Origin of the sequence: Allobosea massiliensis, assembly GCF_042655245.1 — a bacterium.
In the GTDB taxonomy this organism is placed as follows: Bacteria; Pseudomonadota; Alphaproteobacteria; order Rhizobiales; family Beijerinckiaceae; genus Allobosea; species Allobosea massiliensis.
The window spans coordinates 1-21,552 of record NZ_JBHSLU010000043.1 but is presented as its reverse complement, the minus strand read 5'-3'; the positions used below and the strand labels follow the sequence as shown (position 1 = coordinate 21,552).

The 21,552-nt window shown below is 63.4% G+C and carries 28 protein-coding genes and 1 pseudogene; 19 read left to right on the top strand and 10 right to left on the bottom strand.

Going from position 1 to position 21,552, the window contains the following annotated elements:
* Nucleotides 1–3: 3 nt before the first annotated feature.
* The 5 genes from ACFPN9_RS14315 to ACFPN9_RS14295 all read left to right on the top strand — a co-directional run bounded on the left by ACFPN9_RS14315 (nt 4) and on the right by ACFPN9_RS14295 (nt 2,603).
* Complete coding sequence (locus ACFPN9_RS14315) at nt 4–177, top strand: hypothetical protein (protein ID WP_156449851.1); 174 nt, start codon at nt 4–6, stop codon at nt 175–177.
* 51 nt (nt 178–228) lie between these two features.
* The gene (locus tag ACFPN9_RS14310) at nt 229–471 is read left to right on the top strand and encodes a hydrogenase/urease maturation nickel metallochaperone HypA (protein ID WP_068078311.1); all 243 of its coding nucleotides are present in this window, start codon (nt 229–231) and stop codon (nt 469–471) included.
* A 44-nt stretch (nt 472–515) separates the two neighbouring features.
* Nucleotides 516–1,412 (top strand): hydrogenase nickel incorporation protein HypB, encoded by an 897-nt coding sequence (gene hypB / locus ACFPN9_RS14305; protein ID WP_305681352.1) that lies wholly within the window; start codon nt 516–518, stop codon nt 1,410–1,412.
* Nucleotides 1,413–1,773: 361 nt separating this feature from the next.
* Nucleotides 1,774–2,334, top strand: a complete 561-nt coding sequence (locus ACFPN9_RS14300) for a HupE/UreJ family protein (protein ID WP_305681383.1) — start codon at nt 1,774–1,776, stop codon at nt 2,332–2,334.
* A complete protein-coding gene (locus ACFPN9_RS14295) occupies nt 2,331–2,603 on the top strand; it encodes a hypothetical protein (RefSeq protein WP_068078300.1) in 273 nt (90 codons plus the stop codon). The genes ACFPN9_RS14300 and ACFPN9_RS14295 overlap by 4 nt, the downstream gene beginning before the upstream one ends.
* 7 nt (nt 2,604–2,610) lie before the next feature.
* On the opposite strand, the gene ACFPN9_RS14290 is transcribed toward ACFPN9_RS14295, so the two are convergent.
* A complete protein-coding gene (locus tag ACFPN9_RS14290; RefSeq protein WP_377817210.1) occupies nt 2,611–5,586 on the bottom strand; it encodes a Tn3 family transposase in 2,976 nt (991 codons plus the stop codon).
* Nucleotides 5,587–5,804: 218 nt separating this feature from the next.
* Here ACFPN9_RS14290 and ACFPN9_RS14285 point away from each other — a divergent pair, with 218 nt between their 5' ends.
* From ACFPN9_RS14285 to ACFPN9_RS14265, 5 genes are read left to right on the top strand one after another with little or no spacing between them, the layout of a single operon-like run.
* Entirely contained in the window at nt 5,805–6,461 is a 657-nt protein-coding gene (locus tag ACFPN9_RS14285) for a recombinase family protein (RefSeq protein WP_068078928.1), read from the top strand.
* Nucleotides 6,462–6,486: 25 nt separating this feature from the next.
* Nucleotides 6,487–7,488 (top strand): bifunctional sulfur transferase/dioxygenase Blh, encoded by a 1,002-nt coding sequence (blh, locus tag ACFPN9_RS14280; protein WP_082735367.1) that lies wholly within the window; start codon nt 6,487–6,489, stop codon nt 7,486–7,488.
* A gap of 29 nt (nt 7,489–7,517) precedes the next feature.
* Entirely contained in the window at nt 7,518–7,826 is a 309-nt protein-coding gene (gene bigR, locus ACFPN9_RS14275; RefSeq protein ID WP_068078929.1) for a sulfite-sensing transcriptional repressor BigR, read from the top strand.
* On the top strand, nt 7,823–8,230 hold the full coding sequence (locus tag ACFPN9_RS14270; protein ID WP_068078931.1) for a YeeE/YedE family protein: 408 nt from the start codon (nt 7,823–7,825) through the stop codon (nt 8,228–8,230). Before bigR ends, ACFPN9_RS14270 begins: the two co-directional genes overlap by 4 nt.
* Nucleotides 8,227–8,664: a DUF6691 family protein gene (locus ACFPN9_RS14265; protein ID WP_068078933.1), complete on the top strand. Its 438-nt coding sequence runs from the start codon at nt 8,227–8,229 to the stop codon at nt 8,662–8,664. Before ACFPN9_RS14270 ends, ACFPN9_RS14265 begins: the two co-directional genes overlap by 4 nt.
* A gap of 13 nt (nt 8,665–8,677) precedes the next feature.
* Here the strand turns inward: ACFPN9_RS14265 and hisI are convergent, their stop codons facing one another.
* The 7 genes from hisI to ACFPN9_RS14230 form a co-directional block, all read right to left on the bottom strand.
* Nucleotides 8,678–9,094 carry a phosphoribosyl-AMP cyclohydrolase gene (gene hisI / locus ACFPN9_RS14260; RefSeq protein ID WP_068078934.1) on the bottom strand — a complete coding sequence of 139 codons (417 nt, stop codon included), beginning with the start codon at nt 9,092–9,094 and terminating at the stop codon, nt 8,678–8,680.
* A 6-nt stretch (nt 9,095–9,100) separates the two neighbouring features.
* Nucleotides 9,101–9,718, bottom strand: a complete 618-nt coding sequence (locus ACFPN9_RS14255; RefSeq protein ID WP_068078935.1) for an SCO family protein — start codon at nt 9,716–9,718, stop codon at nt 9,101–9,103.
* A complete protein-coding gene (locus ACFPN9_RS14250) occupies nt 9,705–9,920 on the bottom strand; it encodes a hypothetical protein (protein ID WP_068078937.1) in 216 nt (71 codons plus the stop codon). The genes ACFPN9_RS14255 and ACFPN9_RS14250 overlap by 14 nt, the downstream gene beginning before the upstream one ends.
* A 60-nt stretch (nt 9,921–9,980) precedes the next feature.
* Complete coding sequence (locus ACFPN9_RS14245) at nt 9,981–10,232, bottom strand: hypothetical protein (protein WP_377817208.1); 252 nt, start codon at nt 10,230–10,232, stop codon at nt 9,981–9,983.
* Nucleotides 10,207–11,016 (bottom strand): L,D-transpeptidase family protein, encoded by an 810-nt coding sequence (locus tag ACFPN9_RS14240; RefSeq protein WP_377817207.1) that lies wholly within the window; start codon nt 11,014–11,016, stop codon nt 10,207–10,209. The genes ACFPN9_RS14245 and ACFPN9_RS14240 overlap by 26 nt, the downstream gene beginning before the upstream one ends.
* A 150-nt stretch (nt 11,017–11,166) precedes the next feature.
* Complete coding sequence (locus tag ACFPN9_RS14235) at nt 11,167–12,561, bottom strand: TRAP transporter large permease (protein WP_068078939.1); 1,395 nt, start codon at nt 12,559–12,561, stop codon at nt 11,167–11,169.
* Complete coding sequence (locus tag ACFPN9_RS14230) at nt 12,558–13,115, bottom strand: TRAP transporter small permease subunit (protein WP_068078940.1); 558 nt, start codon at nt 13,113–13,115, stop codon at nt 12,558–12,560. Before ACFPN9_RS14230 ends, ACFPN9_RS14235 begins: the two co-directional genes overlap by 4 nt.
* Before the next feature lie 166 nt (nt 13,116–13,281).
* Here ACFPN9_RS14230 and ACFPN9_RS14225 point away from each other — a divergent pair, with 166 nt between their 5' ends.
* The 3 genes from ACFPN9_RS14225 to ACFPN9_RS14215 are packed head-to-tail and all read left to right on the top strand — an operon-like array spanning nt 13,282 to nt 15,439.
* On the top strand, nt 13,282–14,061 hold the full coding sequence (locus ACFPN9_RS14225; protein WP_377817206.1) for a class I SAM-dependent methyltransferase: 780 nt from the start codon (nt 13,282–13,284) through the stop codon (nt 14,059–14,061).
* A complete protein-coding gene (locus ACFPN9_RS14220; protein WP_082735368.1) occupies nt 14,061–14,702 on the top strand; it encodes a TlpA family protein disulfide reductase in 642 nt (213 codons plus the stop codon). Before ACFPN9_RS14225 ends, ACFPN9_RS14220 begins: the two co-directional genes overlap by 1 nt.
* Nucleotides 14,699–15,439: a cytochrome c biogenesis CcdA family protein gene (locus tag ACFPN9_RS14215; protein ID WP_068078946.1), complete on the top strand. Its 741-nt coding sequence runs from the start codon at nt 14,699–14,701 to the stop codon at nt 15,437–15,439. The genes ACFPN9_RS14220 and ACFPN9_RS14215 overlap by 4 nt, the downstream gene beginning before the upstream one ends.
* A 220-nt stretch (nt 15,440–15,659) precedes the next feature.
* On the opposite strand, the pseudogene ACFPN9_RS14210 reads toward ACFPN9_RS14215, so the two are convergent.
* Nucleotides 15,660–15,804: pseudogene (locus tag ACFPN9_RS14210) on the bottom strand (cold-shock protein).
* 101 nt (nt 15,805–15,905) lie between these two features.
* On the opposite strand from ACFPN9_RS14210, the gene ACFPN9_RS14205 reads away from it, so the two are divergent.
* The 4 genes from ACFPN9_RS14205 (at nt 15,906) to istB (ending at nt 19,422) form a co-directional block, all read left to right on the top strand.
* Nucleotides 15,906–16,124 carry a hypothetical protein gene (locus tag ACFPN9_RS14205; protein WP_068078947.1) on the top strand — a complete coding sequence of 73 codons (219 nt, stop codon included), beginning with the start codon at nt 15,906–15,908 and terminating at the stop codon, nt 16,122–16,124.
* A 231-nt stretch (nt 16,125–16,355) separates the two neighbouring features.
* The gene (locus tag ACFPN9_RS14200; protein ID WP_068078949.1) at nt 16,356–16,781 is read left to right on the top strand and encodes a Ros/MucR family transcriptional regulator; all 426 of its coding nucleotides are present in this window, start codon (nt 16,356–16,358) and stop codon (nt 16,779–16,781) included.
* A gap of 296 nt (nt 16,782–17,077) precedes the next feature.
* A complete protein-coding gene (gene istA, locus ACFPN9_RS14195; protein WP_082737602.1) occupies nt 17,078–18,580 on the top strand; it encodes an IS21 family transposase in 1,503 nt (500 codons plus the stop codon).
* Nucleotides 18,577–19,422: an IS21-like element helper ATPase IstB gene (istB, locus tag ACFPN9_RS14190; protein WP_066720174.1), complete on the top strand. Its 846-nt coding sequence runs from the start codon at nt 18,577–18,579 to the stop codon at nt 19,420–19,422. The genes istA and istB overlap by 4 nt, the downstream gene beginning before the upstream one ends.
* 94 nt (nt 19,423–19,516) lie before the next feature.
* Here the strand turns inward: istB and ACFPN9_RS14185 are convergent, their stop codons facing one another.
* On the bottom strand, nt 19,517–19,843 hold the full coding sequence (locus ACFPN9_RS14185) for a DinB/UmuC family translesion DNA polymerase (protein WP_082735221.1): 327 nt from the start codon (nt 19,841–19,843) through the stop codon (nt 19,517–19,519).
* Nucleotides 19,844–20,298: 455 nt separating this feature from the next.
* Between ACFPN9_RS14185 and ACFPN9_RS14180 the strand changes: the two genes are divergently transcribed.
* Both ACFPN9_RS14180 and ACFPN9_RS14175 read left to right on the top strand, forming a co-directional pair.
* Entirely contained in the window at nt 20,299–20,589 is a 291-nt protein-coding gene (locus tag ACFPN9_RS14180) for a DUF411 domain-containing protein (protein WP_377817205.1), read from the top strand.
* Nucleotides 20,590–20,811: 222 nt separating this feature from the next.
* Nucleotides 20,812–21,471, top strand: a complete 660-nt coding sequence (locus ACFPN9_RS14175; RefSeq protein WP_377817204.1) for a WcbI family polysaccharide biosynthesis putative acetyltransferase — start codon at nt 20,812–20,814, stop codon at nt 21,469–21,471.
* The last annotated feature ends 81 nt before the right edge of the window (nt 21,472–21,552 follow it).

The window sequence follows — 21,552 nt, the reverse complement described above, 5'->3', positions numbered from 1 at the left end:
ACCATGACCAAATATTCGACGGGCGGACTGGCTGCCGTGTTTGTCCTTTTGCCTGCGGTGGCGCTGGCGCATCCCGGCCATGGCGCTCCGGCGTCCCATAGCCATTGGGAACTCGCCGCCATGGCGGCGCTGGCGCTAGCCTCGGTGACAGTTCTGCGGCGGATCCGACGGCAATAGGCGGCTGGCCGGGCGTTCGCGGTCCGCATACAGGACGGAAAGCAGTTCAGAATGCATGAACTTGGCATGGCCCGCAGCATCGCCGCGATCGTCTGCGAACACGCACGGGGCCGCCGGGTGCGCGGCGTGCGCGTTGCTATTGGCCCGCACGCCTGCATCGAGCGGCAGGCATTGGCCTTCTGCTGGGACATAGTGACCGAAGGCACCGCCCTTGCGGGCGCCACCCTCGGCTTCGTCGAGGCCGAGGGTGAGACTTTCACAGTCAAGGACTACGAAATCAGGGAGGACGCGTGATGTGCGGAATATGCGGCTGTGCCGATCCGACGAACCAAGTGACAATGACCGATATGGCCAGCGGCAAGACCAGCCTGCTGCGCACCGGCCCGGCGACAGAGGTCCCGGTAGGGCTTTCGGTGGCTGAGGCGCATGCGTTTGCCCATGCACATGGCCTGCCGCATGATCATGACCACGGGCACGCACACGCACACGCCCATGACCATGGCCATGACCACGGGAATCAGAGCCAAGCCGAGGCGACTGCGCTGCATGGCGGCTCCGTCGCTCTGGAAACCGCGATCCTGGCCAAGAACGACGCCATCGCGCAGCGCAACCGGGGCTGGTTCGAAGGTCGCGGCGTGTTGGCCTTGAACTTCGTGTCCTCGCCGGGCGCGGGCAAGACGGCGCTCCTTGAGGCAACGATCCGGGCGCTGGCGGGGCAGGTTACGATCACGGTAATCGAAGGCGACCAGATGACCAGCAACGACGCCGAGCGCATCCGCGCCGCCGGTGCTGCCGCGATCCAGATCAACACCGGCGCGGGATGCCACCTCGAGGCGGACATGGTGGCCGAAGCAGCTCGCGCGCTCAATCCCCCTCCGGGCAGCCTCCTGCTGATCGAGAATGTCGGCAACCTTGTCTGCCCGGCGATGTTCGATTTGGGCGAGGCGATGAAGATCGCCGTGATCTCAACCACCGAGGGAGAGGATAAGCCCCTGAAGTATCCTCACATGTTCCGCGCGGTAAAGATCGTGATCGTCAACAAGATGGACCTTGCGCCGCATGTCGGCTTCGACGAGGCTGCTTGTTGCAACAACATTCGTGCCGTGAATCCGGTGGCCGAGATCATCTGCGTTTCAGCGAAGACTGGGCAAAATTTGGACGCCTGGCTTACGAGATTATTGCATCTTAGAACTGATTTGAAATTTAGTTCAAATTATATCAACAGCTTGGCTTGATGTCGCGTTTGATTACTGATTCTGGAATTGTTGTAAAAACGTCCGAAAACCTCGCTTTCTCGATCCGAATAAAACTGTGTATTCTCGCCGATGTTTAGCTCCAGGCTTCGTTGACAAAGGGTAACCAGAGTTTTACTGCGCCGATAGCGACGAATCCAAGGTAATATTCCTTGCGCTTGTTGCAACGTCTGGCGCGCACCGCCAGTTCTTGAGCTTGTTGAACAGACGCTCGATCAGATTGAGTGAAGGCTGCGAGCCCAACGAACGCCTTGCGCAACGCAACGCTATTGAAGGAGGACGGGCAATAATGCGGAACCGCGCTTACACCCGACGGGTGGCAGGAATGGCGGCGTTGGCAGCCATGGCCTTGTCGGTCGGATCGCCTGTTGCCGACGCTCATGAAGCGGCCGGCGTTGCCGGCGGCTTCATGAGCGGCTTCGCACATCCGTTGTTCGGATGGGATCATGTAGCGGCCATGGTCGCCGTCGGTCTATGGGGGGCATTCCTCGGAGCGCCGGCGATCTGGCTCCTGCCGATCGTGTTTCCGCTGGTCATGGCCTTTGGCGCAGCGCTGGGCATCATCGGGGTCCCGTTGCCGGCGGTCGAGATCGGCATTGCGTTTTCGGCCGTCCTGCTCGGAGTCATGGTGGCCCTGGCCGCGCGGCCGCCGCTGGTCGGCGCTGCCGCGATCGTCGGACTCTTTGCAATATTCCATGGCCACGCCCACGGCACCGAACTGCCCGCCGCCGCCAACGCGCTTGCTTATGCCGCAGGTTTCGTAATCGCCACCGGTCTGCTCCATCTCATCGGGGTTTCGTTCGGCTTCACGACGCGTTGGAGTTGGGGGGCACCGGCAGTGCGAACCGCGGGAGGCATCATCGCACTAGTTGGTGTGGGCTTCCTCTTGAAGGGAGTGGCATGATCCACTTCGTCTTGGCACTTGCATCGCTCATCGCGGCCGTCGAGCCGGCGCTGGCTCACGCGCCGATCGAGGGCATCGGCGTGTTCTATAACGGCATGCTGCATATCTTGTTCGTCCCGTCGCAGCTGTTGTCGGTCACAGCGCTTGGCCTCTTGCTTGGGCAACATGCGCCGCAGCTCAGTCGCTGCGGCTGGTTTGCTTTCGTCGCAGCATTTTGGGCGCACCTCAAGGTTTGTACGCTAAACCGCGTTAATTTGGACGGATCGTGAACATCGCTCATGCAGCCTGCTGGAGGCGTGCTCCCGGATCGTTGAGGGAACGATAGCTGTTTGGGGCAATGTCGTCGGGACGCTCCCAGAGATAGTCGCCCGTCAAGCCGATATGTGCCCAGCCCATCGGGGAGATATGGGCAAGCAACGCCTCGGAGGTGGTCTCACCTCGATCGTGCAGATGATCGACGGCGCGTTCAAGATAGAGCGTGTTCCAGTATGCGATGGCGGCGATGATGAGATTCAACCCCGAGGCACGGTGAGCCTGGTTCTCCAGGGTTCGATCGGAGAAGCGCCCTTGTCGGTGGGCATAGACGGCTTGCGCCAATGCGTGGCGGGCTTCGCCCTTGTTCAGTCCCGCCTGGCACGCCCGACGCTGAGACGGATGTTCCAGCCAGTCGAGCGTGAACAGCGTGCGCTCGATGCGCCCAATCTCGCCGAGCGCGAAGTCCAGGCGGTTCTGGCGCTTATAGGCTCCAAGCTTCTTCAGCATGGTCGAAGGCGCCACTGTGCCGGCCTTGATCGATGCGGCGAGGCGGACGATGTCGTCCCAGTTCTCGGAGATGACCTCGGTGCGGATCGGTCGGCCGATCAGAGCTTCCAGGCCCTTGTATCCTGAAGCCGGCTCGATCGTGCCGAGCCGGCGGTCGGCGAGATCACGAAGCCGCGGCACGAAGCGCAACCCGAGCAGGTGGCACAGCGCGAAGACGTGGTCCGTCGCGCCTCCTGTATCGGTGTAATGCACTTGGGGGGCCAATGCGCTGCCGTGCAGCAGCAGGCCGTCCAGGACATAGGGTGCTTCGCCCGCCGTCGCCGAGATGACGCGGGAATGGAACGAAGCGAAGTGATCCGAGAGATGGGTGTAGATCTTCACCCCCGGCTCGCCGCCATATTTGGCGTTCACCTCGGCAGCGCCCGCGCGGTCGCGACCGGCCCGGAAGAACTGCCCGTCGGAGGACGAGGCCGTGCCGTCGCCCCAGTGGCGCGCGAACGGCAGCCGATGATGTGCATCGACAATCATGGCGAGCGCGGCGCGATAATTCTCATCCGAGAGATACCAGTTGTGGGTCCAAGCAAGCTGGGCGTAGCTGACGCCCTGGCTGGCGTTCGCCATGCGCTCAAGGCCGAGATTTGTGCCATCGGCCAGGACGGCCGCGAGCACCGCGTTCGGGTTGCCGTGGGTCTTGCCGCTGCGCAGATCGCGGAACGCGGACAAGAATCCCGTCCGCGCCGCGACCTCGCGCAGCAGTTCGGTGATACGCACGCGCGGCAATAGGGCATCGAGCTTGCGGTCGAGTATGTCGGCTTCGGGTGGTGTCGCCGGCAGCAAGGGCTTCACCTTCAGGTTGCCACGCACCATCGACACGCCTTCCAGCTTGTCCTGGCGCAGAAGTGCCGCGAAGCGCCTCAGTCGCCAATCCAACATGCGGGCGCGCTCTGCGATGTAGGTGTCCGCAGGAGCGCCGATCGGCAAACCGGCGGTGAACTCGGCCGCCGCGCGCTTCGGAAGCAAATAGGCGTCGAAACGCCGATAGTTACGCGTACCCTCGACCCAGACGTCGCCGGCCCGCAAGCGGTCGCGCAGCGTCGAGAGCACGGCGGTCTCGTAGAGTCGGCGGTTGATACGGCCGTCCTCCCGCCGCACGAGCCGCTTCCATTGCTTGTTCTTGAACGGCAGCGGCGCGTCGTGCGGCACTTCGCCCCGACCGCGACGGTTGAGGTCGCGCAATGTCTCGACCGCCTCCAGCAGTGAAGCTCCACCGCCAGCCGTGCTGAAGGCAAACATCTCGAGGAAAGCCGGCGCGAAACGACGGATCGTGGCGTAACGCTCGGTCGCAGCGACCAGCATGTCTTCGCCAGCCAACTCGGCGAGCGCATCGATCTGGGGCTTGGCGGCGAGGAGCCGATGCCAGCCAACCGTCTCGTCGATCACGGCGAGCGCGTCGGTATCGCAATCGCGCGCCTCCGACAACGCCGCGATCGTGCGGCCGAACAGGCGCATGAGCTGGCCAACGTCGCGGGTCGTTGCCTGGTAACGCCGTTCCTGACCGCGCTTGGCTCGGCTGAACAGGGAGCCGACAAGCTTGTCGAACATGTCGATCGCGGCATCCGCCAGTCGCGTCTCAAAGTCGATCAAGCTCGCGACGAGGGTCGCGCGGCGCCGGTTTGCCGAGTAGTCGGAGAGCAGGAAAGCTGGCGCGACCGCGCCTTCGCGCACGAACTGCCGGAAACGGTGCTCGTGAACCGCGGACATCACGTCGTCGGCAGCGATGCCGAAGGTGCGCACGAAGGATAAGCGCTCCAGAAGGTCGTTGATGTTCGTCGTCGAGGGCGACTCCGGTATGTCGCGCAGCCAAGCCAGCGGCGTAGAGTTCAACGCGGCATCGTTGACGAGAAGAGCATCGAGACGGCCAAGTTGCTCGGGCGCCAGAGGGGCGACGAGAGCTTCCGCCGCTTTTCGTCGGGCACGAGCGCGCCCGGCCAACCCGGCGCGTTCGATCGTGTCGGGAGCGGGAAGAATGATTTTGGCGGCTCGCAGACCATCCACAATCGCGCGTGCGATCGGCTCCCCCTTGTCGGTGGACCATGCGGCCGAGGTGGCGAGATTGAGGGCGACTGGCAAATCCGCGCGGACGAAGGGACGCAAGCTGAGGGAGCTGGAAATTTCGCCGGCATGGTCGAGCCGGGTTTGGACGCGACGGCTGTAGTCGAGAAAAACAGCCGCCGGTAGCCCGAGCTGGTGAGCAAGGTAGGTCAGTAGTGCAGCGGGCACCGCCTCGTCGGCGCGCAGACCGAAGCCCGGATAGCGCAGGAGGCAAAGCTGGACAGCAAAACCAAGACGATTGCGACTGCCGCGCCGATCGGCAGCAAGGTCGAACTCGGCGGGCGACAAGGTGTAGTGCCGTATCAGTTCGGCCTCTTCCTCCGGTATGCCGAAGAGGCGTCCTCGCTCATCATCGGTCAGCAGCTCCCGCCGCGCCATGTCAGCCATCGCTCCATCGAGGAGGAACGACCCTAACCCACCCCACTGACCGTGCCGAGTCCGCTCATCCATCTACGTCACACAATCAACAGATCAATGCGTTTGCAGACCTTTGACAGAATGACGGGATTAGTGACAGGATTCGTAGATCGTCAGGTTGCCGCGACCGCGCTCGGATAATCGTCCGTTTATGTGACGGCCGCGGAGAGGGAAAGCACATGCTGATCGGCTACATGCGGGTGAGCAAGGCGGACGGCAGCCAGGTCGTTGACCTGCAATCCGATGCGCTCGTCGCGGCCGGAGTCGCGCCCGACCAGTTCTACACCGATCGGGCATCCGGGAAGCGGGATGATAGGCCGGGCCTCGATTCCTGCCTGAGATCGCTGCGCGATGGCGATACGTTGGTGGTCTGGAAACTCGATCGGCTCGGCCGCAATCTCAAGCATCTCGTCGATATCGTGCAGGCTCTCAACGGACGCGGCGTCGGACTGAAGGTGCTCACCGGACAAGGCGCATCGATCGACACCACGACGGCGAACGGTCGATTGATGTTCAACTTCTTCGCGGCGCTGGCGGAGTTTGAGCGCGAGTTGATCGTCGAGCGCACCAACGCCGGCCTCGTTGCAGCACGAGCCCGCGGGCGCAACGGCGGCCGACCATTCAAGATGACGGCCGCAAAGCTGCGGTTGGCGCAGGCGGCCATGGGTAAGCCTGAGACGAAAATCAGCGATCTCTGCGCCGAACTCGGCGTGACAAGGCAAACACTTTACCGCCATGTCGCGCCCACGGGGGAGCTCAGGCCAGACGGTGAAAAACTGCTCGACCGCAAGTCCAATGCGCCGCGTTCTCGATCCGTCCAACTAAACGCGGTTTAGCGAACAAACCTTGAGGTGCCCCCGAATGCGGGCGCTCACGCTCTACGCGATCGGTGAGGTGCTCGACGGGCGAATGCAGCGCGCGGAGGTCGAGATCTTCGGAAAGGGCAACGGCTTCGACCTGTCCGGCGCCGCAGTCTGGCTTGATCGACGGGACGCCAAGGTTTCGCGCGTCATGGGTTTCCACGACGCGCGTACGGGCAGCATTCAGTATGTCGTCACCGATCCGGCGACAGGCGCCTGCGCGGTGATCGATCCTGTCCTCGATTTCGACGAGAAGTCCGGCGCGACCGCGACTGTTCATGCCGATGCGATCCTGGACTATGTGCGGGCCGAAGGGCTGACGGTCGAGTGGATTCTCGACACCCACCCGCATGCCGATCACTTTTCGGCCGCCGCTTATCTGAAGGAGAAAACCGGCGCGCCGACGGCGATCGGCGCGCGCGTTGTCGACGTGCAGAAGCTCTGGAAGGACATCTACAACTGGCCGGAATTGGCGACCGACGGATCGCAGTGGGACCGACTGTTTTCGGACGGCGACACCTTCAGGGTCGGCAATCTTGAAGGCCACGTGATGTTCTCGCCCGGACACACGCTCGCCTCCGTCAGCTACGTCATCGGCGACGCCGCTTTCGTTCATGACACGATTTTCATGCCGGACTCGGGCACGGCCCGCGCCGATTTTCCAGGCGGCAGCGCCAAGGTTCTGTGGCATTCGATCCAGCGGATTCTGGCGCTTCCCGATGAGACCCGCGTCTTCACGGGCCACGACTACCAGCCGGGCGGGCGACATGCGAAATGGGAGAGCACGGTGAGCCAGCAAAAGCGCTCCAACCCGCATCTCGCCGATATGACCGAGGACAGCTTCGTGGCGCTTCGCGAAGCGCGGGACCGAACATTGCCGATGCCGAGGCTGATCCTCCATGCACTTCAGGTGAACGTGCGCGCCGGCCAGCTCCCCGATCCGGAGGACAACGGCCGGCGCTATCTGAAAATTCCACTCGACGCGCTAGGGGCGGCACGGTGACTGCAATCGAAAAATCGGCGTCCGCCACCATGCCGCCAGAGGAGATGGCAAGCCGGGCAGAAGAGGTCGCGTCCCTTCTGAAGACGATGGCGCATCCCGTGCGGCTGATGCTCGCCTGCACCCTGGCCGAAGGCGAGCACTCGGTCGGTGAGTTGGAGGAGGAGCTCGGCGTCCGTCAGCCGACCCTTTCGCAGCAGCTCGGCGTGCTTCGCGAGGCGGGTGTCGTGCAAACGCGCCGCGAGGCCAAGCAGATATTCTATCGCCTGTCGGAGGAAAAGGCGGCTCAGCTCGTCACGGCGCTCTATGCCATTTTTTGCAGTCCGGAGGGGCGGAGATGACGCCTTACCTGCCCGCGCTTTTTGGCGGCATGCTGCTCGGTCTCTCCGCCGTCCTGCTGCTCGTCGCCAACGGTCGGATCGCCGGCATCAGCGGCATCCTGGGAAACCTGCTCGGCGGCAGACCCGTTTGGGCCAATGCAGCCTTCGTCGTTGGTCTTCTCGCAGGGCCATTTGTCTACGCAGCAGCGTTTGGCCGATTCCCGGCCGTGACGATCGAAACCACCTGGCCCCTTGTCCTTGCCTCCGGTTTGCTCGTGGGCATCGGCACCCGTATGGGCTCGGGCTGCACGTCCGGCCACGGCATCCTCGGCCTTGCCCGCTTTTCGAAACGCTCCTTTGCCGCGACCGCTACCTTCCTCGCCGCCGGGATCGTCGCGGCAACAAGTATGGGGATGCTGAGATGAGCGGTTCCATTTATGCCCGCCCTGCCATCGCCCTGCTTGCGGGCGCGATTTTCAGCTTCGGATTGTCGCTGTCCGGCATGGTCGACCCCGCGCGCGTCCTCGGTTTCCTCGACATCGCGAGCGGCGATTGGGACCCGAGCCTGATGTTCGTGCTCGGCGGCGCTGTGCTCGTCGCGATGCCGGGCGTCGTGCTCCAGCGCAGCATGGCGAAGCCGGTTCTGGATGCACGATTTCATCTGCCGGAGAAGACGCAGATCGACGCGCGCCTTCTCATTGGATCGGCGATTTTCGGCGTCGGCTGGGGGCTCGCCGGCTTCTGCCCGGGACCGGCCATTTCCGCCTTTTTGATGGGGCTGCCGCTTGTCCTCCTGTTCGTCGCTGCCATGGCCACAGGCATGGTCTTTCACGACCGGGTCTTAGCTGGGCGGCTTTAACCTGCCACGGGCCTCAATCGCCGGCACACACGCGAATGAGCGGAGCCTCGGCGCCTGCGCATAGGGGCTTGGCGCGATAGAAGCAGGAACACCGGCCAGTATGGCAGCAGCCACCATCGCCCGCGACATTGACCTTGAGCCAGAGCGCATCCTGGTCGCAGTCGATGCGCATTTCGACGATGGTCTGGATCTGGCCCGAGGTGTCGCCCTTGTGCCAAAGTTGCTGGCGTGAGCGCGACCAGTACCAGGCTTCGCCGGTCTCGATGCTGCGCCCCAGGGCGTCCGCATTCATATGCGCGACCATCAGCAGCTCGCCGGTCTCGGCATCGGTGGTGACGCAGGTGATCAGGCCATTGGTGTCGAAGCGCGGCGCGAGTTGCGTGCCGTCCTCGAGGGCGTGCTTGTCCGAGAGGACGGGGAAAGCTGTCATTGGTGGCTAGCCTCTCGCGTTCAACAAGAGCCGGATCTTCTCCAGCGCCGCCGCGTCGTCCTCATGATAGTCGATCATACTCTTGAAGCGGCCCTTGGCGTCCATCAGGTAGACCGACGCCGTATGGTCCATGGTGTAGCCGCTCTCGGTCTCAATCCGCTTGGCATGGACCTTGTAGGCCGAGAGCGCGGTATCGACCTGCGCCTGGGTACCGGACAAGCCGATGATCCTGGAATCGAAGGATTGCAGGTAAAGCGCCATCTGCGCGGGTGTGTCGCGTTCCGGGTCAACCGTGACAAAGAGAACCTGCAGGCGATCCGCGTCGGGGCCGAGCTTGCCGAGCTGGTTGCTGATCTCGAACAGCGTCGTCGGGCAAACCTCCGGGCAATGGGTGAAGCCGAAGAACACCAGCGTCGGCTTGCCCAAATAGGTCGCTTCCGTGACGGTCTCGCCCTTGTGGTTGACGAGCGTGAACGGGCCGCCGACAGCGAATGTAGCGACCTCGGTCCGTTTCCGGCCGGGGCCGTCGACCTGCCACCAGCCGATCAGGATCGCGGCACTGACGAAGACCAGAATGGCGACGGCGGCCCAAGCGCCGTAGCGAATCCACTTAAGCGCTTGCATGGCGGGCGAAGGTCGATGTCGGCGAGGTGGGGCTTTGCTGCTGCAGTGCCGGACCGCGCATCTCGCGGGTGACGTGATCGAAGCTGATCGCGAAGGCGAACGAGACGAAGGCCAGGAGCAGGATCAGCACGATCCTTTGCCGTGCGTCAGCGGCATCCAGCATCGCGCGCTGATTTCCAGCCGGCAGCGAACTCTTGTTCATGATCGGGATATGTCCTTGCTGGTCGCGCCCGTGACCTGCGTCATGGGGCCCGGATATCGGTCAACGCTTGGGGAGCGATCCGGTCGCGTCGGCGTCGCCGCTTTCGAACGGGTCCGCCAGCGCAGCATCCGGGCGACTGATCTCCACCTTGCCGGACACCATGGCCTGCATCCGCTCGGGTCCCATCGTCCTGAGCAGCTTCCGGAAGCTCGGGTGCATGCCACCATCGGCGTAGGCGAAGGCCGCCGTCGGGAGCCCAGTGCCGACGAGTTCGGCAATGCGGCTTTCATCGCGGGCGCGGCGCTCCGCCACGAGGCCCTGGATTTCCGGTTCGACCTCGTAGGCCGGCCGGGTCGAAGGAGCTGGTGTCGCCCTTGACGTTGAAGACGTAACGCCGGCCGCAGGCGGCGAGCTTGGGCGGCTGCCGCGTCGCGTCGAAATGGTCGGCACCTTCCTTCAGGTTGCGCCAGAAGGCGATGTGCGCATTGCTCCGGTACCGCACCATGTTCTCCGGCGTCATCCGAAACGGCAGGGCCTGGACCTGGAAGCCGGCCTGGCCGCCGGCGAAGGCTTCGCGCGCGAGCCCATAGATCTCGCTGACGCCCTCATCCGTCATCGCGAAGCAGCCAGCCGAGGTGCAGGCGCCATGCACCATCAGCGCCGACCCGGAATAGCCCTGCGATCGCTCCAGCGGGTTCGGGTAGCCGAGATTGAAGGAGAGATAGAACTGCGAGCGCGGATTCATCAGATCCGCCGTGACGGTATAGAAGCCCTCGGGCGCCTGACGGTCGCCCTCGCGCTTCTTCGGCCCGAGTTGTCCTGACCAGCGGCACATCGGGTAGGTCTTCAGCAAGGCGTACCTGCCGCTGCGGTCACGCTTCCAAACTTCGAGCTCGCTCTCCATCTTGTAGATGCGCACGAAGATCGGGTCTGCCTCGCTCATGCCCTTCGCGTGTATCTGCGCGACGAGCTTGGCCGGAAGCGGCTGCAGGTGACGCGTGTCGCCCTCGCCGACGACGCAGCCGGACAGGACGAAGGCGCCGAGCGCGAGTGCGGCAGCCAATCTGACAAAGGGACGCAAGGTGGGAAATTGCATGAAGGAGAGCGTGCGCGAAGGAGCCTGATATGCTGTTAACGGTCGATATGGGGAGCCTTACAACCTGATGCCGCTTCAGGTTCAAGTGGAAATCATCCGCCAGCAGGCCTGCCGCTGTGGGCCAAAACACGGAAAACCGAGCTGGTTCTTCTAGCGCAATACCGGATCAGGCAACATGAGCGGCGGAAGGTCGATTTGAAGCTCCCGGCCTGAGGGGGGAGGTGTGACATTGCGAAGCACGAGGGCGGGAAACAGAATGAGAAGCACGACCGTAAGCGCCTGGATCAGCACGAACGGCACGGCGCCCCAATAAATGCTCAAGGTTTTGATCGAGGCGGGCGTGACGCTGCGGAGATTGTAGAGGGCGATACCGAAGGGCGGATGCATGAAGGATGTTTGCAAGTTGATCGCAAGCAGGACAGCCAGCCACACGACATCCACGCCAGCCGTGTGAGCGATCGGCGCAATCAGCGGCAGAACGATGAAGGCGATTTCGAAAAAATCGAGAAAGAAGGCCAGGCCGAAGACCGCCGCATTCACTGCGAGGACGAACCCGATTTGACCGGCCGGAATGTGCTGGAACAAGGCCTCGATCATGAGATGTCCGTTCAGCCCACGGAATACCAGCGTGAAGAAGGACGCACCGATCAGCAGAAAGACAACGCCGGAGCAAAGCACGCCCGCCGCGACGAGCGCTTGCTTCATACCAGCGAGCTTAAGCCGCCGTTTCGCCCACGCTAACGTCAGCGCCGCGGTGACGCCGATAGCGCCCGCCTCACTTGGAGTTGCGATGCCGAACGCGACCGAAGCCAACACGCAAACAACCAAACCAATAGGCAAAGCCCCATCGAGGAAGAGCCGCAGCCGGGAGCGCCAATCGGCTTTGCCTATCCAACCGGAATCGAGTACCGGGGGCGCCAGAAGCGGTTTCCAGGTGGTCAAGGCGAAGATATAGAGCATGTAAAGCGCCACCAGCGCGACGCTGGGTAGCAGAGCGCCCCGATAAATGTCGATCAGCGACACTTCGAGTTGCTCGGCCAACACAATCAGGACCAGGCTCGGTGGCACCACCTGGGCCAGCGTTCCCGAGGCGGCGACAACGCCGGTCGCCAGCCGGCTATCATAGCCGGCCCGGATCATGACCGGCAGCGCGATCAATCCAAGCGCGATGACTGACGCCGAAACAAATCCGACGATCGGCGACAGGACCGTGCCGACAATGACGACCGCATAGGCTAGCCCGCCAGGCAGTCTGCGGAAGAGGCGATTGAGCGCCAGCAGCATGTCCTCTGCAATGCCTGTCCTTTCGAGGATCAGACCCATGAGCACGAGCAACGGGATCGCTAGCAGGTTCTCGTTGTTGAACATGCCCAGGACGCGGAAGTACATCGCGGTCAGGAACGTGGGTGGAAAGGCACCCGAAGACACGCCCAAGGCGCCGAAGACGCCCGCTACGGCTGCCAACGAAAACGCTACAGGAAACCCGACCAACAGAACCGCGACGAGGGCGCAAAGCATCGCGGGCGCGAGCAGTTCGGCGGTCAATTCTCCCTCTCGATCAGTTGGAACCGCTGAAGTGGTCGTGGCGCGATTCGTCTGAGCGCAGCGACGCAGCGCAGGGCTTCGGCAAGACCTTGAAGAGCGAGAAGTAGGAAACCTGCCGGAATGAAGCCTTTGATGATCCAGGCAGGCAGCGAACTCAGGCTTTCGCGGCTGGCCCGCGTCTCGCTGGCGAGGAATGAGGTGGCAAATTGCGGCCAGCTGATCCAGATCATCGCGACGCAAACCGGCAGCAGCACCGTGACGATGCCGATCAGATCGAGCCAGGCAAGGCCGCGCTCTCCGAGCCTCTGCGCGAGAATGTCGATCCGCACATGCTGGTCGCGCTGGAGGGTGTAAGCCGCCATCAAAAGCACGACGGCTGAAAAAAAATGCCACTGCATGTCGAATGCCAGCGGCCATGCGACTGAAAAAGCTTTCCGCGCCACCGCGTTGCCGGCGATGAGGATCGCATTTGCAAGCAATCCCCAGCAGACGAGTTTCGCGATGACGGCATTAACGGCATCGATGGCGGTCGCGACCGAATGAAGCCTCTGCATAGCACGCGCCTCATCGATTGCCTCGTAGGGAGGCAAAACCGCGAATCATCAATACGCGATTCCCCAATGCGCCACCATGCAACGGCGCAGAATCCCCCGAGTTTGAACACGCTATCTGGCGGACGGTTTTCCGTCTCCATCTGGTGGTGACCGTGTGGTGCCCGGCTTGAAGAAGGACGGTGCCTTGCTGCCGAACACAGCACGACGAACCTCACAGCTTTTCGGTATTGATCCTGTAGTCGCTACAGGTTGCATGATGGCCGAACGGAAAGGACCGATCATGCCACCTGAACTGACCTACACGCCTGCCGCCGGACATCATTGGCTTACTCCCTTCTACGACATCGGGGTTGCGGCGCTGACTCGTGAGCGTCAGTGGCGCAATGCTCTCATTGAGCAACTCCGCCCTACGCCCAGCGACGTCATCCTCGATGTTGGCTGCGGCACCGGTTCGCTTTTGCTGCGCGTAGGAAATGTCGCGCCGTCCGCTCAGCTCATTGGGGTCGATCCCGATCCGGCCGTGCTGGCGCGAGCGCAGAAGCGATTGTCAGCCGCCGGCCTCTCCGTTGTTCTGCACGTCGGCTTCGCGCGACAAGTGGCGGTATTGCTGGAAGGGCGGCGTCCGACCAAGATCGTGTCCAGCCTTGTGTTTCATCAGGTGCCGATGGCCGAGAAGGTGGCAGCGCTCACCGCGATGTATGCTGCGCTTGCCGCCGGTGGTGAGCTTCACATCGCGGACTATGGCCTTCAGCGCACGCAAATAATGCGATTTCTGTTCAGAGGCATCATTCAGAATCTCGATGGGCGCGTGAACACAGAACCTAATGCCCGTGGGGTCCTTCCGGAACTGATGCGCGGCGCGGGATTCCAAAATGTTGAGGAGACGGCCGCTATTGCGACGCCTAGTGGCTCCATCTCTCTCTATCGGGGAGTTCGGACGCGGTGATGCAAGAGGCTCCCAAAGCCGGTGGAGGAAGGCAGCGAACACAGGGCGATGACGTGATCGCTCACAACACACCAGGAAGATACCGCCTGTACGTCGCGCTGGCCATGCTGGCCATACCCGGTGTCGTTGCAGTCGTCTACGGAAGCAGTACGATCTGGTCGGAACGGGCGACGCCAGTGCAGAGCCGGCGCGCGCTCGATCTGAAGTTCGAGCGCGCGGACGGCCGGTCCATTCGCCTCGCAGAGCTGCGCGGCAAAGCGATCCTCTTGAATATTTGGGCGACCTGGTGCCTGTCGTGCCGCACCGAGATGCCTTCGCTCGATCGCTTGCAGGGCCAGATGGGGAGCAAAGCCTTCGAAGTGGTCGCGCTGTCGGTCGACCGCGACGGCGCCGAAGTGGTGAAGCCGTTCTATTCACAGTTCGGCATCAAGGACCTTACGATCTATCTCGACCGAGAAGGCAAGGCGGTCCGGTCGTTCAAGATCACGGGGCTTCCGACCACGCTCCTGCTCGGCCCCGACGGCGCCGAGGTGCTGCGCTGGGTCGGGCCGAAGGAATGGGATTCGCCGGAGCTGATCTCAGAGATCTCCCGACATGTCCCCACGCTGTCCGAGCCCGGAAATCGGGGCGCGCAGCCGTGAGCGAGATTGGAAATATCGGGGTCCTGACTGCTTTGGCGGCCGGAGCGATCTCCTTTCTGTCACCCTGCGTGCTGCCGCTCGTGCCCGGCTATATCTCTTTCATTGCGGGCAATGCCGTCGAGACGGGACCGGCAGGCTCTCGCGTTGCGCGGCGGCTGTCGACGCTATTCCTGAGTGTTAGCTTCGTGCTCGGCTTCTCGACCGTCTTCGTTATCCTGGGAGCGGGCGCGACGGCCTTGGGGGACGCCTTCCGCAGCTATCGCTATGAAGCGGGCCTCGTCGGTGGCGTGATTGTCATCGTCTTCGGCATCTTCACCACGGGCCTCGTCCGGTTTGCCTGGCTTGAGCGGGAGCTGCGCCTCGAGGGCCCGGCCAGAGGCGGACATCCGGTTGGCGCCTATCTCCTCGGCGTGGCTTTCGGCTTCGGCTGGACCCCATGCATCGGTCCGGTGCTGGGCGCCATTCTGACCGTCAGTGCGGCATCCGCGACCGCGCTCGATGGCGTGGCGCTCCTCAGCCTCTACTCCCTCGGCCTTGGCCTTCCGTTCCTGCTGGCGGCCCTATTCGCCGAAGGCTTCGCGGCCCGCCTGCGTCGGCTGCGCCGGATCGGGCGCACCCTTCAGGTCCTGGCGGGCCTGACGATGATCGCAATGGGCCTGGCGATGTTGTCCGGCCATTTATCGACCATGGCGTTCTGGTTGCTCGAACGCTTCCCGATCCTCGCGACGATCGGTTGAGACCCCCACCTCATGAAAGGAAGCACCTGCTGTCGAACTCATTGCGCCCCCCCGCGCGGCCGGCCTCGGCAGGAGACGACTTGACGAGGATGATCGCAGCACGGGTGAGAGAATGACCGGTACGAGGGAGCGGCGCTTTTCTGGCCGCGCTAGCTCGCGACTACAGCGCCTGCAACTGCTCGGCCGAGGTCCGGCCGGACCGCTTGTTCTGGGCGAGCTCCTAGGAGACCCTCTGACCGTCGCGAAGCTCGCGCGGGGCGCTTGCTCTGCGGCGCTGATATGGGCCAAGACGTCCTGCCGGTGCCCGGCTGGATAAAGCCGAAACCCTTCGTGGCGTTGAACCACTTCACGGTGCCGGTCGCCATCGTCGCATCTCCTCAAAAAAGGCGCGCCATCATCCTAGGATGCTGGGATTGCACAATCCGGCGGTTCGCCAAGGCGGCCACCGGGACATGATGATCGGACCATGCCGTTTTCTTCGTTGAACGATCCTATCGACGTCGCCCGCGCGCATGCGGCGTTCGATCTCGTTTGGAACGAGGTGAGACCGAGTGTTCCCGACGGCGATCAGGAGCGCGAGCGGACGCGCGTTGCCTCCCTCGTCGCACACTTCGCACATGTCGCGCTCGACGAGGCCGACCTCGTGCGCCGCACCCTGGATCGATACCGGAAAATGGTCGAGTAGCCACGGGCGGTCGGGAGCCGCATTGCGACCGATGTCGGCGCGGAAATGTCTGCGGCGAGCAATCGAGACCTCATGGGCTGATCAGGAAATTGTGGATAGCTCTCTGGCCGTGGCGGGCTCGTTGAGACTATGTTGTTGTAGACAATAGCGAGTCGGTTTGTCTTCGTTGAAGATAGTAGGCAGCTAATTCCAATTTCTGCGGGCGCTTCGCCGGCATTGCGGGAGAGCACAATGGCAGAGAACAACGACGTTCTGGTCGGCCTGGTCGCTGATATTGTTTCGGCCTACGTCTCGAATAACAGCGTGCCTGCGGCCGAGCTGCCAAACCTGATCGCAACGACCCACGCAGCGATCACCGGATTGGGCTCTGAGGCGGCCGCGCCCGCGGTTGAGGAGAAGCCTACACCGGCGGTGCCGATCAAGAAGTCGATCACCGCAGACCACATCGTCTGCCTCGAAGACGGCAAGAAGTTCAAATCGTTGAAGCGGCACCTTCGCACCGCCTACGACATGACGCCCGAGCAGTATCGGGCTCGTTGGGGGCTTCCGGCCGACTACCCAATGGTCGCTCCGGCCTATGCCGAGGCGCGTTCCAGCCTGGCTAAGAAAATGGGCCTGGGTCAACAGCGGCGGAAGCCGCGTGGCAAGGCTGCCTGAGCTGTCCAGGTCGGTCACGCTAGAGCAGCGAGAGCTGTGGATCGGTCACCGGGGTCGCCGCTGCGTCGTTGAGCGTCGGGTCGGTCACGCTGATCAGAGGATGCTGCGACGCGACAATCACGATGCGAGTTGCGCGACAATCAAGGTGAGAATCGTCGGGGGGCGCGGCAGCGCAGGGCGTAGCCCGTAGCTGTCGCGCCCCCCCGACGAAGGCGAGCTTCTTGCGGAGCATCGTCGCTGATGATCGCGGCCGGCCGGCTGTCGCAGACTGTCTCCTCACATGGAGGAGACCTTGCGTGCCCGGCCGCCACGTCACCGATCACCAGATGAGGCTCTTCATGAAGTTCCGACAGAACGACGTTGTCGCGATCGCGGCGGCGAAGGCCGGGTTCAGCACCGCGACAGGATATCGGATATCGGGCGATCCAGGCCTTCCCTCGCAAAGCGACAGGCTGCGTGGTCGCCGTAGGCCCGACCCCCTTGCGTTGATCTTCGACGATGAGATCGTGCCGCTGCTGCGCTCGGCGCCGGGCCTTCGCCCGATCGGCATCTTCGAGGAGATGCGGCGGCGCCATCCCGATCTCGACCCCGGCGTCCGGCGCACGATGGAGCGCCGCATCCGCGCCTGGCGCGCCATCCATGGCCCGGAGCAGGAAATCATCTTCCGGCAGATCCACGAGCCCGGCCGGATGGGATTGTCGGACTTCACCGACATGGCCGATCTCGGCGTCAGCGTCGCCGGCGTCGCGCTGGATCATCGACTTTACCACTTCCGGCTCGTCTGGTCGGGCTTCGAGCAGGCGCATGTGATCCTGGGCGGGGAAAGCTACGTCGCGCTGGCCGAGGGCTTGCAGAATGCGCTGTGGGCTTTGGGAGGCAGTCCCACCGAGCATCGCAGCGACAGCCTGTCGGCCGCGTTCTGCAATCTCGACGCCGATGCCAGGACCGATCTGACGCGGCGCTACGACGCTTTGTGCGCCCATTACGGCATGACGCCGACGCGCAATAATCGCGGTGTCGCCCACGAGAACGGTTCGGTCGAGAGCGCTCACGGCCATCTGAAAGCCGCGATCCGCGACGCCCTGCTGCTGCGCACCAGCGCCGACTTCGACGACCTTGCCGGATATCGGCGCTTCATCGATGAGACCGTCGCCGCCAAGAATCGTCGCAATGCCGCCCGCATCGACGCCGAACGCGGCCATCTCCAGATGCTGCCGGATCGCCGGACCTGCGATTACGAGGAGACGATCGTCACCGTCACCTCGAGCAGCGGCTTCACCTTGAGGAAAGTATTCTACTCCGTCCCGTCCCGACTGATCGGACACAGGCTGCGGGTCCGGCTCTATGACGACCGGCTCGACGTGTTCATCGGCGGCACCAAGTTGATGACGCTGCTGCGCGGCCGATCATACGGCAATGGCAAGCATGGCCATGTCGTCGATTATCGCCATGTGATCCACGCCTTGCGCCGCAAGCCGATGGCCCTCCTCAACCTGGTCTATCGCGACCGGCTGTTCCCGCGCGAGGCCTATCGGCGCACCTTCGATCGCCTCGTCGAACGATTGCCCGAGCGCGTCGCCTGCCGGACCATGGTCGATCTGCTCGCCCTGGCGCATGAGCGCGCCTGTGAAGCCGAGCTCGCCGAAATCCTGACATCCATGCTGACGGCTGGCGGCCTTCCCGACATGGCGGCCTTGCGCAGACGCTTTGCGCCGGATCCTGCCGCGCTGCCGGTGGTGACCATCGAACTCGTCCCGCTCGCCGTCTATGACGTGCTGTTGTCGGGAGCCGCGGCATGACACCGGTCACTCACCCGATCGACGCACAGAGGCTGGCTCTCATCCTCAACGACCTGCGTCTGCCCGCCATCAAGCTGAACTGGCCCGATATCGCCCAGCGCGCCGACAAGGAGGGCTGGCCCGCCGCCCGCTTCCTGGCGGCGCTCGCCGAGCACGAGATCGCCGAACGGGACCGGCGGCGTATCGAGCGTCATCTCGGCGAGGCGCGCCTTCCGCCCGGCAAAACCCTGGACAGCTTCGCCTTCGACGCCGTGCCGATGATCTCGCGCGCCCAGGTCATGGCGATCTGCTCCGGCGACGGCTGGCTCGAGAAGGGCGCGAACCTGATCCTGTTCGGCCCGCCCGGCGGCGGTAAAAGCCATCTGGCCGCGGCGATCGGCCTCGCGCTGATCGAGAATGGCTGGCGCGTGCTGTTCACCCGCACCTCCGACCTCGTCCAGAAGCTGCAGGTCGCGCGCCGGGAACTCTCCCTGGAAGCGGCCATCGCCCGGCTCGACAAGTACCACCTGCTGATCCTCGACGATCTCGCCTATGTCGCCAAGGATCAGGCCGAGACGTCCGTCCTGTTCGAGCTGATCAGCGCCCGATATGAGCGTCGATCGACGCTCATCACCGCCAATCAGCCCTTCGGCGAATGGAATCGGATCTTCCCGGACCCTGCCATGACGCTCGCCGCCGTCGACCGGCTCGTCCATCACGCCACGATCTTCGAGATGAACGTCGAGAGCTACCGGCGCCGAGCCGCCGTCCAGCGGCGCACCGGAGCAGGCAGGCCGCCGACCTACGCGACAATCAAGACCATCGACCAAGCGCCGGCGGGAGACGAGCAGCCATCCGGCTGACCTTGCCAGCGACAATCAAAAGCACCAATCTCAACCCGCCGCGACAATCAGTTCTCATCCTGATTGACGCGCCGCTCGCATCCAGATCGTCGCGCTATAGGATGCCTTTCGGAACCGGGAACAGCGGATCGAGAAGCGCCTGGGCGAACCACTCGACCTCCTCTGACCCGGTGAATGGCCCCGGGACCGTCCGACTTTGCGTCACCGCCTGGAAGTCGGCGTATTTTACTTTCAGCGTCATCGTACGCGCGCTGAGCTGCTTGGCCTCGCAATGGCGCCGTACCTTCGCGACGAGAGGTGTGAGCTCGGACCGCGCGGCGTCGCGCTCGACGATGTCGGTCGCGAAGGTGGCCTCGGCGCCGATCGATTTTCGGACCCGGTCCGGCTTGACCGGATCGTGCTCGACTGCCTCGTCCATCATCGTCAGGCATTGCCCTATGTGCTGCTGATGATGGCGCTATACCTGCATCTCGGCCCATTTTCCCGGCATGTCATCGCCCAGCTGCAGCGGCAGATCGATAATCTGACTGACGCTCAACCAGCAGCCCCTACGAGCCGGCTGGAGAGATTTGCAGCCCTTGCGGGCGCGCTTTCCTGCGCGACGAGTTCGCGCGCAGGCGCATCCTGACCTGCATGGAGGCGGTCGCTTACCGGGACCGGCGTCAGGTCGACGTCGCCGGCCTCGTGCTGGTGCAGCAGCGGCCGGGTCGGCGAAGGGCGTCATATTCATGGCCATCGAGGACGAGACCAGCGTCGCCATCCTTGTCGACGACCGCATGCGCACCACCAAGGCTGGCGTCTACGCGGCGGGTGACGTCACGGGCAAGGACCAGTTCGTCTACATGGCCGCCTACGGAAGCTCTGCCGAAGATGATCGTGACCCGCGACCCGAATTGCGGCTGTTGCGGCAACTGGGTCGAGCATATCAGGGCCGCCGACCTGGCGGTCGAGGTGGTCCTGGTCGACGATGTGATGCCGCTCAAGACCAGGCTCGGCGTGCCCGAGGCCTCGATGTCGTGCCACACGGCCGTAATCGGCGGTTACGTCATCGAGGGCCATGTCCCGGCCGAGGCGGTGAAGCGCTTGCTCGTCGCGCGTCCGAAGGCGATCGGCATCGCGGTTCCAGGCATGCCGGTCGGTTCGCCCGGCATGGAGGTACCCGGCTAGGCGCCGCAGTCCTACGAGATCGCCATTTTTTCGGCAGGCCGGCAGAGCGTGTTCGCGCGCTACCGCGGGCTCCAGCAGGTCAAATGTGCGTGCTCGGGCGCTGCCATGTGGGCGTTGCCGGCTATTGGGTCTTTCAAAGTCAATAGAAGCAGATCAGGAGCATTTGATAGCTTCGTAAGAGTGCAACTGCCCTGCGGCTGAGGGTGGGGCTTGGGGGGTATCATGCGGTCCACTGCCCCATCTGAATCCTCGGTCGATCGGACGGGCCGGCAACCGCGTGATCTTGATCAGCTGGCTGCGGAACGGGTGCTGACTGACCGGCGCGTGGCCTTCGTCGGCAATTGCCAGATGTTTAGGCTCTCGAAGCTCTACGGCAGTTCGTTGACCACGGGCATGCGTGGAGCCTCGGAGTACGTCAATCCACATGTCGAGTCTGATCCCGCCTGCGCGTCGATCCTGGCAGAAGCTGATTTCGTCATTTGGCAGGTTTCTGACGCTGCCAGTAGGATAGCTCGTTCAAGCCTGCCGATAGGGACGCGGGTGATTGATGTTCCACTCGTATCGGCCGTTTTTTTATGGCCCTTTGCCGGTCGGCCTCATCCGAAAAACGAGCGCGTTCCTCACGCGCCGAACGGCCCATTCGACCCGGAACTGGGTGATACCTACCTCAACAGCCTGATTGCCCAAGGCGTCACTCCCGATGAGGCCGTGTCACGTTATTTGAGCCTCGATTTTCGGACGCGAACGAATCTGGATCGGGTTTATGAGCTTTGGTTCGAAGCGCAAGGCCGTCGAGATCGAGCGACCGGTTTCGCTTTCCGTGATTCGATCGTTGATAGCTTCCGCACTGAGCAGACGTTCCTGACAGGTCGTGTCCCATAGCGTGGTGTAGCTGACGGTGGTCACCGGCGATTGCCGGTTAGGTTTGGGTTGTGAACGCCAACCCTGAACCGAGAGATCCCC